The following is a 12,285-nucleotide window of genomic DNA, read 5'->3' on the forward strand; positions in this document are numbered from 1 at the left end:
AACAATTCTTTGCTATTTTCGGGGGATTATTTTAACCATCCCCAATTGAGGAACTATGAAGGGAATAATTCTGGCCGGAGGATCCGGCACTCGTCTGCACCCGATCACTTACGCCATCAGCAAACAGATCATGCCCGTATATGACAAACCCATGATCTACTATCCTTTGTCCACCCTGATGCTGGCTGGTATCCACGAGATCCTGATCATTTCCACGCCACATGATCTCCCGATGTTTAAAAAATTATTCGGGGACGGATCGCAGCTGGGCCTGCAGTTCTCCTATGCCGAACAGCCCTTGCCCAACGGACTGGCGCAAGCCTTCGTCATCGGCGCGGACTTCATCGGGAAAGACCCGGTGGCCCTCGTGCTGGGAGATAATATATTTTATGGGGCCGGCCTCGGCAAACAGCTGGAGAAAAATGCCAACCCCGAAGGCGGTATCGTATACGCTTACCAGGTCAGCGACCCCGAACGCTACGGCGTTGTCGAGTTCGACCAGGACAATAAAGCCATCTCTATTGAAGAGAAGCCGTCAAAGCCCAAAAGCAACTATGCGGTGCCGGGCCTTTATTTCTATGACAACGAGGTGGTAGGCATCTCCAAAAGCCTGAAACCTTCCCCCCGCGGAGAATACGAGATCACCGACGTCAATAAGGAATACCTCCGGCAAGGGAAGCTGAAAGTATCCATCCTGGATCGCGGCACCGCCTGGCTGGATACAGGCACTTTCGACTCCCTGATGCAGGCTTCGCAGTTCGTACAGGTCATAGAACAAAGACAAGGTATCAAGATCGCCTGCATCGAAGAGATTGCCTACCGGAAAGGCTTTATAGACAAACAGCAGCTGGAAAAAATGGCGCAGCCACTGCTGAAGAGCGGTTACGGCCAATACCTTATTAATCTGATTCATTCATAAACCCCCTGTAATTACTCTCGCTTATGGAGAAAATTCTTGTCACCGGAGGATGCGGCTATATAGGCAGTCATACGATCGTAGACCTTATTGCAAACGGATTTGAAGTTATTTGTGTAGACAATAACGTCCGCAGCTCTCCACGGATCTTAGAGGGCGTGGAAAAGATCACGGGCAAAAAGATCAAGAACTATAAAGTAGATCTTTGCAACTACGATGACACTTTCGCCATCTTCCAGGAAAATGAGAACATAGCAGGTATCATCCATTTCGCCGCCTACAAGGCAGTGGGAGAATCCGTGGAACAACCGCTGATGTACTTCGAGAACAACCTGATGTCCCTGATCAACCTGCTGAAATGCGTACAGGAATTCGAAATCCCGCATTTTGTGTTCTCTTCCTCCTGCACCGTTTACGGCAATCCCGACGTGATCCCCGTGACGGAAATGACGCCCCCCAAGCCCGCCGAGTCGCCCTACGGCTATACCAAGCAGATGGGAGAGCAGATCATCAATGAATTCTCCAAATCCACGAAATCCACGAAGAGCATCCTGTTGCGCTATTTCAATCCCGTAGGCGCTCACCCTTCCATCCTCATCGGGGAAATGCCCATCGGCAGACCCGCCAACCTGGTGCCCGCCATTACACAGACAGCCATCGGCAAATTGCCGCAGATGACCGTCTATGGCGACGATTACCCCACCCGGGACGGCTCCTGCATCCGGGATTTCATCCACGTCTGCGATATTGCACACGCCCACACCCTGGCCATTCAATACATGCTGAACGGGAAAATGTCCAAAGCGGCCGAAGTATACAACCTGGGAACAGGCAATGGCGTCACCGTGCTGGAAGCCATCCGCGCTTTCGAAAAGGTCAGCGGCGTAAAGCTGAATTACCAGATCGGCCCTCGCCGGCCGGGAGATGTAATAGCCATCTACGCCAACAACGACCTGGCTAAACGACAGCTGGGATGGCAGACGGAATTCGGACTGGAAGATATGATGTCCACCGCCTGGAAATGGGAGCAGAAATTAAAGACGGACGAGAAGTTCTTCAACGGAAAATTTTCCGAGCTGAACTAAATTTTTGCCGTTAATTTGCATCACCAAACAAGGGCCCAGGCCCTTACAATTCTATTTTAATAATTCTCAATTCTGATTCATGTTAAAAGAGATTCAAGTCAGTGGCAATAAGGACACAAGGAGCGGCTTTGGAGACGGCATCGCGGAAGCGGCACGTAAGAACCCGAATATCGTAGCGTTGACAGCCGACCTGGCCGGCTCGATGAAGCTGAATCAGTTCATGAAAGAATTTCCCGAAAGATTCGTCCAATGCGGCATTGCAGAAGCCAATATGATCGGCATCGCAGCCGGGTTGACCATCGGAGGTAAAATACCTTATACTACCACATTCGCCAACTTCTCCACAGGCAGGGTGTACGACCAGATCCGCCAGTCCGTGGCCTATTCCGGCAAGAATGTAAAAATATGCGCTTCCCACGCCGGCGTCACGCTCGGAGAGGACGGCGCCACCCACCAGATCCTGGAAGACATCGGCTTAATGAAAATGCTGCCCGGTATGTCCGTGGTCGTCCCTTGCGACTATGCACAGACAAAGGCTGCCACCATGGCTATCGCTGACTATGTCGGCCCCGTGTACCTCCGTTTCGGCCGCCCCGTATGGCCCATCTTCACCGACAAGCTCCCCTTTCAGCTGGGCAAGGCCCAGGTCTTCTCCGAAGGCACTGATGTCACGATCTTCGCCTGCGGCCACCTGGTATGGAAAGCGATAGAAGCCGGCCGCATCCTGGAAGAAAAAGGCATTTCCGTGGAAGTCATCAATATTCATACGATCAAGCCGCTGGACACCGCAGCCGTGATCAACTCCCTTACCAAGACCCGCTGCGCCGTGACTGCCGAAGAGCATAACATCATCGGCGGGTTGGGCGACGCCATTGCACAGGTGGCTGCCCGCCATCTTCCCACACCCATCGAATACGTCGGTACGAACGATACTTTTGGCGAAAGTGGTACTCCCACCGATCTCCTGAAAAAGTACGGCCTGGATACCCCTAATATCGTGGCAGCAGCCGAAAAGGTCATAGCCAGGAAAAATAAATAATGAAGATGCCTATGGGGGTGACGATCCATGATGCGGAATTGCTAATTCAGTTCAGAAGCCCTGACACCAAGGAAAAGGCCTTTACTGCTATTATAAAAAAATACCAGGAAAAGCTTTATTGGCATATACGCCGTATGGTAGTCGACCATGAAGACGCCAATGACGTATTGCAAAATGTTTTCATACGTGTATGGAACGGATTGGAGAATTTCCGGGAGGATAGCCAGCTGTATACCTGGCTGTACAGGATCGCTACGAATGAATGCCTCAGCTTCCTGGACCAGCAAAAGAGAAAATCTACCCTCACTCTGGACGAGTCGGAATCGGGCCTGAGTAACAAGCTGATAGCGGACAAACATTTCGATCCCAACAAGCTGGAATGGAAACTGCAGCTCGCAATCCAGCAACTTCCTGAAAAACAAAGACTTGTATTCAATCTAAGATATTATGATGAGATGCCCTACGAGGAAATGAGCCGGGTGCTGGATACCTCGGAAGGCGCACTGAAGGCATCTTATCACCATGCTGTGAAAAAAATTGAGGATTATATCCTGAATCATTAAACTTTAATTACCCCACGGGGTCTGAAAAGTACATGCAATCGAAGAAAGAAATATTGGAAGAATTGGAGGGGCTGAGCATGAAGGTCGCCGGCATCAGCCGGCAAATGCCTTTTGAGGTACCTGAAGGGTATTTCCCAGGGTTTCCCGAAAAAATGCTAGGCCTCCTCGCTGAGGATACTGCGGATGCGGCCCTGTCTCCCGGATGGGGGAAAGGCCCTGCCTTCAGTGTCCCTTCCGGCTATTTCGAAGGGTTCGCCTCCCGGATGATGGACAGGATAAAGACAGAACTGGGGGAGCAGCCCCTTGACGTAACCAATGAGGTGAGCCAGGAGGTAAGCGCGGAACTGGCCGCCATTTCCCCTTTCCTGAGCCAAATAGCCAAAAAAACACCCTTCCAGGTGCCCGTAGGCTATTTTGAAACCCTGGAAGCAGCACCCGTACTCCCGGAAGAAACCCTCTCCCCCCTGATGGCCGGACTAAAGAACCAGCCAACTTATCAGGCGCCGGAAGGATACTTTGAGACATTCCCGGAGATCCTGTCCGCCAGGGTGCAGCCGGCGGCTGCCGCCCCCGCCCGGACCGCCAGGGTCATTTCCATGAACAGCAGAAGGAAAGTATGGTGGCAATATTCAGCAGCAGCCGTGATCATAGGATTTGTCTTTAGCATCGGATGGCTGCGCCTGCATACCTCCGTCAACAAGCCGGGATTGACCGGCACCGACGTGTCCCAGGGATTGGCCAAGGTCAGCGACCAGGATATCGAGAGTTATCTGGATAACCAGGACAATCATGTCGCGCAGCTCCAGCAGGATGACGCCATTGGCAAGAGCATAGCTTCGTTGGAATTCTCGGACAATGATATAAAGAGTTTTTTAGGCGATCTTTCAGACAATGAATTGACTCAGTACATGGAAGAGCATGGAGATCTTAAAGATTATCCAACGAATTAAGAGCGATCATGATTAAAAAAATACTATCCGTATTAATCTTACTTGGCTGGTTCGCACTGCCGGGCCTCGCCCAGGCGGGAAGGCAGCAGCGTCCCGGTGCCGCCCTGGAAGCCATGAAGATCGCTTTTATCACCAAAAGGCTGGACCTCACTCCTGAAGAAGCTGAACGCTTCTGGCCTATCTATAACCGCTATGCCGCCGAAGTCAGACAGGCCTACATTGTTTACCGGGACCGTCAAAACGAGATCGAGCTGGATGAAGCGCTCCTCACCATAAGGAAAAAGTATAACTCCGAATTTTTAAAGGCACTCGCTCCCGAAAAGGTCAACCAGTTCTTCCGGGCCGAAAAGGACTTTGCCGGCTTCGTACAAAAGGAAATGCAGCGACGACAAATGCAGCGACGACCTTTTGGCGGCAGGTAGCCATCCCACCATAGACCGCTATATTTTACTTATTTACCGATTAATTTTATTGGGCGGTGGCCTATTACCGATATTTGAACCTGGTGTTTTTCATAGGTTAGCAACGGCCGGCTCTTTCCAGGGCAGGCCTTCTTTTTGCGCCTACGGCAGCCATGAGCTGCAAGCCTCAAGCCTCAAGCTACAAGCTGAGACCTAATTAAGCGTAGCTTGTAGCTTGCAGCTATCAGCTTGAAGCTAAGTAGGGTGTCCGGATATCATGGTAAAAAAGGAACGTCCACCCTTCCTTCCTCCCCAACTCCCACCATTGCTGCCTGAGCTCCATCGCCTTCTTCCCGTCATAGTCATACTTCGCTACAAAACGGCTTTTCATCTGCTGCAGCTGAGGGGCCACATCCCCTCCGAAAAATACCTTCTCCCCTCCATCCACGATCCAGAACACCTGGTGCCAGGGACAATGCGCACCCGTCACTTCATATTTAATATAACCATCCAGCACCCCGTTGCCATCCAGGAAAACAACTTTTGGAGAATCCTTCAGGATGTCCAGCTCGTCCGTGATGTAAGAGGTAGGGCCTTTCTCGTAGGCATATTCCAGCTCCTTTCGCTGTACATAATAAGTGGCATTGGGAAAAGACAGCTCCCGGGTCCCGGGACGACCTTTCACCTCCCTGCTCACACCGCCCGCATGATCCTTATGAAGATGGCTCATCAATACTTTGGTGACCCTGGCCGGGTCAATGCCCGCCGCCCGCAGGTTGCGATGGATCTGCAGCTCCCCGTCTATCTCAAACCCCAATCCCGTATCCACCACCAGGATATCCTCCGCGGTGATGATCGCGAATGGCTGGACTTCCACCAGCAGGCTTCCGACAGGACGCTGCTGCAGATCGTCCTTCTGCGTATCGAAAGGGACGAATAACTTGCTCTTATCGATGGTGAAAGAACCTTCGGACAATGGAATGATCTTCATGCTGCAAAATTAACGGTATTACTACTATCTATCTTAATACCATCTGCCTGTCCGCATCCAGCCGCACCAGGATAAACAGCATGACGCTGAAGGTAAGCAGGCTCGTCCCTCCATAGCTGACAAATGGAAGGGGTATACCGATAACAGGGGCCAGGCCGATCGTCATACAGACATTGATGACGATGTGAAAGAAGAGCACGCTGGCCACTCCATAAGCATAGCAACGGCTGAATACGCTGCGCTGTCGCTCGGCAACAGAGACGATCCGCATCAGCAGTAATGCATAAATACCCAGGAACAGGATACTGCCAACAAAACCAAACCCCTCCCCGATGGTACAGAAGATAAAGTCGGTTTTCTGTTCGGGCACGAAATCATACCGGGTCTGTGTGCCCTTCAATAACCCCTTCCCTATAAGCCCCCCGCTGCCAATAGCGATCTTACTCTGCTTGACATTGTAGTTGTTGTCTTTTTTCTTCCCTTTCTGCTCGCTTTCAATCGCCGCTTCCGTGGCCTGGTCCTTGGGAACATAATCCTTCCCGATGGCATCATAGATCCGTTTCACCTGGTAAGGCTTGAACACATGATCGAAGACAAAGGGAACGACAAATCGTTGCACACCCACACAGACAAACCAGATACCCACGATCAGGAAAAGGATGCTGCGGCTCCGCTTCACCTGCCTGCGCAGGATATAAATGGCCAATAGTGCGATCAGCGTGAGGATAATGGCCAGCGTATTCGGTTCCAGCAGCAGCGTCGCCACTACCAGTACGGAAAAGCTAAAGCCGATCACCAGCACGGAAGCAGGCAGACCTTCCCGGAACATCACCAGGAAAAAGGAGAAATACACCAGCGAAAGGCCCGTCTCCTTCTGCATGATGCTGAACATGGCCGGAACCAGGGCAATGGCGGCAGCGATCAGCTGACTGCGGGGCCGGGTAAAATTAGTATCGACCCTGGATAGGTATTTCGCCAGGGCGAGGTTCACAAAAAGCTTGCAAAGGTCAGCCGGCTGCAGCTGGAAGGCGCTGCCAAAGCGAATGATCGACTCCGTGCCCTTTACCTTGGAGTGAAAGGGGAATACCAGCAGCAGGAGGAAAATCCCAAAGGCATAACCCAGGTTAGCCGTAGCCGTGAAAAATTTGCTATCCGTCAGCAGGATGAAGGTACCGATGATACCCGCGATGATAAAGAACAGCAGCTGGCGGCTATAGTCCGTTTTCAGGGAAATAAAGCCCTGTATGACATTTTCACCTTCATGATAGGAGGCGGCAAAAATGCTGGTGACCCCGATGGCGCAGAGGATAAACCAGATCCAGACCAGGCTCCAGTCTACACCTTTTGATATGGTAGGGTTACGTTGGCTCATAATTATCGTTGGGTGGAATCCCCCTTCTGATCCGATGGTTTCTTAATAGTCGTGGATGACGGCTTGCGGCTATCCCCCGTGTCCGGCCTGCGGTGGACCACCGGGGTATCCGGCCTTCGATGGGCCGCCGGCGAATCCGGCGGGGCAGAAGCACGACGACCGGAATCCTGTCTTGGCGTAGCTGCCGCAGCTGCCGGCACCACAGGCGCTAGCCTGGGTGTCAGGGGCTTGTAACCCGGCATCTTCCGGATATTTTGCATCAAAGGATTTCTTGAGCCTTCCGAAGTATCCAATAAGAACGTACGATTGGCCTTGTCCAAATACTTCAGCAGCCGGGTGCTGTCCCCCGTCAGCCGGGCCCAGTCGGCCGCGCGGCCGGAATCTGCCTTGAATTGAAGACGGACCAGGTATTTGGGCATCAGGTTCACGCCGGCTATCCTGTTGACATCCGCCAGTCGCTCGTTCCGCAACGTGTCGTTCAGGTATTTTTCAACCATGAAAGACGCGATGGGTGCGGCCTGCGCCCCGCCGTATCCCCCATTTTCCACAATGACAGCTACCGCGATCCTGGGATTTTCCCGGGGTGCAAAACAGACAAACCAGGAGTGGTCGCGCATCTTGAGAACACGACCGTCGATCACTTTCTTATTCTCAGCCGTCCCCGTCTTACCGCACATCGTAATACCGGGTATCCGCGCCGGGCGGCCTGTGCCAATCTCGATCACATCCTGCATACCGCTGCGCACCACTTCAAAGACATCATCGGTAATATGCGACACGGGCTCATGCTTCTGGTGAAAACGGTTCAGCAACGTGTCTTCTTCCGCAGCGCCTTCGATATCCTTTACAAAATGAGGCGTATAGTAATACCCTTTATTGGCGACAATGCACATGGCATTGGCCATTTGCAGCGGAGTGACCGTCATCTTATCCTGCCCTATCCCCATGGTCACCATTGTACAGGAATTCCAGCTGTGGTTGTATTCCTTGTCATACGCAGCCGTATCCGGAATATTGCCCCCATCCTCACTGGGCAGATCGACCCCGATGCGATGCCCCAATCCAAATGCGTTGACATACTCCTTCCATTTTTGAAGTCCCTTACGCGAGCTATGATATTCCGGATTATCGACAGTCAACCGGAAAGTGTTACAAAAGAAAGAATTACAAGAGTGGGCTATGGCAAGACGCAAATTGGCCGCGTGACCAGGCCATTTCTCAAGGCATTTCACCGGTTTGTTGCAGCCATAATAAGTGCCCAGACATCCAATCCCGCTGGAGGGATCGATCACCCCTTCGTCCAGGCCGATCAGCGCCCCCACAGGCTTATAGGTCGAGCCGGCGGGATACTGCCCCTTGATTGCCCTGTTCAGCATGGGTCCCGAAACATCCAGCGCCAGTTTTGCATAGTTGGTCTGCTTGTCCGGTCCGGTCAGCGAGTTGGGGTCATAGTTCGGCCCGGATGCCATGGCCAATATCCCCCCGGTGGATGGTTCCAGGGCAACAATAGCCCCTGTCTTGCCTGCCAGCAACCGTTCAGCCAGCTGCTGCAGCTCGATATCCATATAGGTATGGAGATTCTTTCCGGCAATGGCGGGCGTATCCAGGTCCGCATTGCCATAGCGCCTCACCAGCCTGTTCTTATTGTCCTTCAGCCAGAATTCAATGCCCCGCTGTCCCATCAGCGACTTTTCATAATACTGCTCCAGGCCGCTGCGCCCCACATAGTCGCCCAGCTGATAATAATTGTTGGATCTTCGCAGGATAGCCGAATCGACTTCCCCTACATAACCCATGATATGGGCCGCCGCATTGTAAGGATAGACCCTCACCGGTCGCTCCTGCAGGTTAAATCCCGGAAATTTCCAGATATTCTCCTCCAGTCGGGCATACATCTCCGGTGGCAGCAGATCCTCGAAAATAGTAGGCCGGAAAGGTCCGTTCTTGGCTTTTGCATCCAGGACACGGCTGCGGAACTCCACCGTATCGATGCCTATCAGCTGACACAAATACGCTGTGTCGATATTTTTCACCTGCGCAGGCGTGACCATCAGGTCATACAGAATGGTATTGTTGAGTATCGCCCTTCCCTTACGGTCATAAATGATCCCCCGGGAAGGATAAATGCTTTTCCGGTACAGGGCGTTCTCCTGCGCCTGCTGCTTATACTTCTTGGAGATGATCTGCAGGTGGAACAATTGCGCCGCGATGATCAGGAACATACCCGCAAATATGAGGCGGACAACATTACTACGGGACTGGTTAAATACAGACATATAAAGGGAACTCCCAACGGGTTACAAAGTACGGTATATTAACGCTGATCGCCTAAAAATCATTGCCTCGGCGACTGGCTTTTAGCTACTAGCTGCAAGCTACAAGCTACAAGTTCGCTTATTTAAGTCCTGGCTTGCAGCTAGTAGCTTGTAGCTTGAGGCTAGATAGTATTGGTTCTGAATTTCTGCTTGCGGAAGAACAGCAATTCTGTCAGCAGCACCAGCAGTAGGCTGACAGCCGTCGAAGCGATGACCTTACCCAAAAAATACAGGAAAGATCCAAAGCTCATCCATTCCAGTAATACCAGCCATGTATGATGGAGAAAGGTAAGAACGATGACATAAGTCGCATAGGGCGCCCATCCCATACTGACGATGGAAGGAGAAATATAGTTCTTGTCGGCGCCTTCCTGCGAAATGAGCAGACCAATGACGAAAGGCCTGACATAAGCGATCAGGGTACAGGCCGCAGCATGGAGGCCGGGCGTTTTGCTGAAATAATCCAGGCTGAGGCCAAAAATGAACCCCACCACCGTGAGGCCGGCCCTGGACAGGCTGAAAGGGAGCCAAAGGATGAACAGGTAATAAAGATAGGGGGTGATAAACCGGTGCAAGGGCGGCATCTTGAACAGGATGAACACCTGTACCAGGATGAATAAGATGAACCGGATAGTATTTTTCAGCAGCTCGCTCATTGTACTTTTTTACGGGTAGAGTCCTCTATGCGTTTTTGCTCCTCGAATTGCATATTATCTATAACATACACATACTCAATATTAAAGAAGTTCGTGGCGGGTCTTACTTTCAATGTATAGAAATTGCTGGCATTATCCGGGACAATGTCATAAACGGTACCTACCATGATATTGGCCGGGAAGAGCGAAGAAGTCTGGCTGGTGAGGACGGTATCGCCTTTGGCCACCTTGGCGCTTTTGGGAATATCCTTCAGAGTTACAAAGAGAGGGCTCAGGCCGTCCCATTCAATGGCGCCTCTTTCCGCTCCATTCTTCAGCTTGACAACCACTTTGTACTGGCGATGGAGCAGGCTCATCACCGTGGCATAGTTCTCACTGACATTGACCACCGTGCCCACGATACCCTGCGGCCCTACCACACCCATATTGGGACGAACCTGCTGGGCAAAGCCCCGGTGGATCGTAAGATAATTGAACTGAAGCGCTGTGGTATTGCCGACGACCTTTGCCTCCAGGTAGTTGTATTTAAGGATAGACCTGGCCGAGTCCACCCGGATCGTGTCCATCACCAGGCGCCTGTTTGAATCCGGCGCCTCATAATTCTCTTTCAGCAGCTGGCGCAGACGGATATTTTCCTTCACCAGCGACTCATTGGTCCGCTTTAGCTGGAAATAATATTCGATACCATTGTATTTTTCGTTGATCCTGCCGGTGAGCTCCGTACTGACATTCATGAAGGCCGCTTCATGGAACTTGTTATATCGGAAGAGGAAGGAAAGGGAAACTATCTGCAACACCAGGAAGAAGAGGAAGTTAAAATGCCTTCTGATGAAGAGAAAAACGTTACGCACCGCTGTGTAGATTTATTTCGGGTTCCTTTTTCTGGTTTTAGTTCGGCCGCCATCCTCCTATCGCATGACGAAGGGATAACGGTCGTAATTCTTCAGGGCGATGCCGGTACCCCGGACAACGCTTTTCAGAGGATCGTCGGCGATGTGTACAGGTAACTTGATCTTTTGGCTCAGGCGCTTGTCCAGTCCGCGCAATAAGGCGCCACCACCCGTCAGGTAGAGGCCGCGGCGGTAAATGTCGCCTGCCAGCTCCGGTGGTGTTGTTTCCAGGGCTTTCAGGATAGCTTCTTCGATCTTGAAGATGCTCTTATCGAGCGCTTCGGCTATCTCCTGGTAGCTTACCATGATCTGCTTGGGGATACCAGTTACCAGGTCGCGTCCATTGACAGGAATATCGTCAGGGGGGTTGTCCAGGTCCTTCAGGGCCGCGCCGATCTGGATCTTTATCTGCTCAGCGGTACGTTCGCCGATGAGCAGGGAATGGTAACGGCGGAGCGCTTCCATAATATCGGCCGTGAATTCGTCGCCGGCGATCCGGATGGATTGATCGCATACGATCCCGGCCAGGGCAATGACGGTGATACCGGTGGTACCGCCGCCGATGTCGATGATCATATTACCTACAGGCTCTTCCACGTCGATGCCGATGCCCAGGGCTGCTGCCATAGGTTCGTGGATCAGGTATACTTCCTTGGCCCCGGCTTGCTCGGCACTGTCCCGGACGGCCCTCTTTTCTACTTCAGTGATGCTGGAAGGGATACAGATCATCATCCGCCAGCTGGGCGGGAACAGCGGCTTCTTGGGATAGATCATCTTGATCATCTCCCTGATCATTAGCTCGGCTGCGTTGAAGTCAGCGATAACGCCATCTTTCAGCGGTCTTACGGTGCGGATGCTTTCATGGGTCTTTTCGTGCATCATCAGGGCTCGCTTGCCCACGGCCAGCACGGTTTTCGGGTTGTTGCGATCCAACGCAACGATGCTCGGTTCATTCACCACAATTTCGTCGTTATGTATGATGAGGGTATTGGCGGTACCCAGGTCCATGGCTATTTCTTGCGTAAGGAAATTGAATAATCCCATTTTAGTATAAAGGTCAGATTTTTGAAATTTCAGCTATTAGTGCACCCTTGCAGTACCAGTACT

At 51.9% G+C, this 12,285-nt stretch carries 12 protein-coding genes; 6 read left to right on the forward strand and 6 right to left on the reverse strand.

Annotation, left to right across the window (positions count from 1 at the left end; all coding sequences use genetic code 11):
- The first annotated feature begins 55 nt into the window (after window positions 1-55).
- From rfbA to Q4E93_RS25795, 6 genes are all read left to right on the forward strand, one after another.
- Complete coding sequence (rfbA, locus tag Q4E93_RS25770) at window positions 56-919, forward strand: glucose-1-phosphate thymidylyltransferase RfbA (RefSeq protein WP_303590264.1); 864 nt, start codon at window positions 56-58, stop codon at window positions 917-919.
- A gap of 23 nt (window positions 920-942) precedes the next feature.
- Complete coding sequence (galE, locus tag Q4E93_RS25775) at window positions 943-2,001, forward strand: UDP-glucose 4-epimerase GalE (protein WP_303590266.1); 1,059 nt, start codon at window positions 943-945, stop codon at window positions 1,999-2,001.
- Window positions 2,002-2,080: 79 nt separating this feature from the next.
- A complete protein-coding gene (locus Q4E93_RS25780; protein ID WP_303590267.1) occupies window positions 2,081-3,040 on the forward strand; it encodes a transketolase family protein in 960 nt (319 codons plus the stop codon).
- Window positions 3,040-3,603: an RNA polymerase sigma factor gene (locus Q4E93_RS25785; protein ID WP_303590269.1), complete on the forward strand. Its 564-nt coding sequence runs from the start codon at window positions 3,040-3,042 to the stop codon at window positions 3,601-3,603. Before Q4E93_RS25780 ends, Q4E93_RS25785 begins: the two co-directional genes overlap by 1 nt.
- A gap of 32 nt (window positions 3,604-3,635) precedes the next feature.
- A complete protein-coding gene (locus Q4E93_RS25790) occupies window positions 3,636-4,553 on the forward strand; it encodes a hypothetical protein (RefSeq protein ID WP_303590271.1) in 918 nt (305 codons plus the stop codon).
- Window positions 4,554-4,561: 8 nt separating this feature from the next.
- The gene (locus Q4E93_RS25795) at window positions 4,562-4,975 is read left to right on the forward strand and encodes a hypothetical protein (RefSeq protein ID WP_303590273.1); all 414 of its coding nucleotides are present in this window, start codon (window positions 4,562-4,564) and stop codon (window positions 4,973-4,975) included.
- Between the two features lie 223 nt (window positions 4,976-5,198).
- On the opposite strand, the gene Q4E93_RS25800 is transcribed toward Q4E93_RS25795, so the two are convergent.
- The 6 genes from Q4E93_RS25800 to Q4E93_RS25825 form a co-directional block, all read right to left on the reverse strand.
- On the reverse strand, window positions 5,199-5,945 hold the full coding sequence (locus Q4E93_RS25800) for an MBL fold metallo-hydrolase (protein WP_303590274.1): 747 nt from the start codon (window positions 5,943-5,945) through the stop codon (window positions 5,199-5,201).
- A 28-nt stretch (window positions 5,946-5,973) separates the two neighbouring features.
- A complete protein-coding gene (gene rodA, locus Q4E93_RS25805; RefSeq protein WP_303590276.1) occupies window positions 5,974-7,317 on the reverse strand; it encodes a rod shape-determining protein RodA in 1,344 nt (447 codons plus the stop codon).
- 2 nt (window positions 7,318-7,319) lie between these two features.
- Window positions 7,320-9,593, reverse strand: coding sequence for a penicillin-binding protein 2 (gene mrdA / locus Q4E93_RS25810; protein WP_303590278.1), 2,274 nt, complete (start codon window positions 9,591-9,593; stop codon window positions 7,320-7,322).
- 161 nt (window positions 9,594-9,754) lie between these two features.
- Complete coding sequence (locus tag Q4E93_RS25815) at window positions 9,755-10,288, reverse strand: rod shape-determining protein MreD (protein WP_303590279.1); 534 nt, start codon at window positions 10,286-10,288, stop codon at window positions 9,755-9,757.
- On the reverse strand, window positions 10,285-11,139 hold the full coding sequence (gene mreC, locus Q4E93_RS25820) for a rod shape-determining protein MreC (RefSeq protein ID WP_303590281.1): 855 nt from the start codon (window positions 11,137-11,139) through the stop codon (window positions 10,285-10,287). The genes Q4E93_RS25815 and mreC overlap by 4 nt, the downstream gene beginning before the upstream one ends.
- Before the next feature lie 57 nt (window positions 11,140-11,196).
- Complete coding sequence (locus tag Q4E93_RS25825; protein ID WP_303590284.1) at window positions 11,197-12,222, reverse strand: rod shape-determining protein; 1,026 nt, start codon at window positions 12,220-12,222, stop codon at window positions 11,197-11,199.
- Between the last annotated feature and the right edge of the window lie 63 nt (window positions 12,223-12,285).

It is taken from the genome of Flavitalea plasmicola, from assembly GCF_030546645.1.
Classification (GTDB): domain Bacteria; phylum Bacteroidota; class Bacteroidia; order Chitinophagales; family Chitinophagaceae; genus Puia.

What these genes read in the sequence shown, in the direction of transcription:
- rfbA (WP_303590264.1), top strand. Translation starts at nt 56, where the DNA reads ATGAAGGGAATAATTCTGGCCGGAGGATCCGGCACTCGTCTGCACCCG.
- galE (WP_303590266.1), top strand. Translation starts at nt 943, where the DNA reads ATGGAGAAAATTCTTGTCACCGGAGGATGCGGCTATATAGGCAGTCAT.
- Q4E93_RS25780 (WP_303590267.1), top strand. Translation starts at nt 2,081, where the DNA reads ATGTTAAAAGAGATTCAAGTCAGTGGCAATAAGGACACAAGGAGCGGC.
- Q4E93_RS25785 (WP_303590269.1), top strand. Translation starts at nt 3,040, where the DNA reads ATGAAGATGCCTATGGGGGTGACGATCCATGATGCGGAATTGCTAATT.
- Q4E93_RS25790 (WP_303590271.1), top strand. Translation starts at nt 3,636, where the DNA reads ATGCAATCGAAGAAAGAAATATTGGAAGAATTGGAGGGGCTGAGCATG.
- Q4E93_RS25795 (WP_303590273.1), top strand. Translation starts at nt 4,562, where the DNA reads ATGATTAAAAAAATACTATCCGTATTAATCTTACTTGGCTGGTTCGCA.
- Q4E93_RS25800 (WP_303590274.1), bottom strand. Translation starts at nt 5,945, where the DNA reads ATGAAGATCATTCCATTGTCCGAAGGTTCTTTCACCATCGATAAGAGC.
- rodA (WP_303590276.1), bottom strand. Translation starts at nt 7,317, where the DNA reads ATGAGCCAACGTAACCCTACCATATCAAAAGGTGTAGACTGGAGCCTG.
- mrdA (WP_303590278.1), bottom strand. Translation starts at nt 9,593, where the DNA reads ATGTCTGTATTTAACCAGTCCCGTAGTAATGTTGTCCGCCTCATATTT.
- Q4E93_RS25815 (WP_303590279.1), bottom strand. Translation starts at nt 10,288, where the DNA reads ATGAGCGAGCTGCTGAAAAATACTATCCGGTTCATCTTATTCATCCTG.
- Q4E93_RS25825 (WP_303590284.1), bottom strand. Translation starts at nt 12,222, where the DNA reads ATGGGATTATTCAATTTCCTTACGCAAGAAATAGCCATGGACCTGGGT.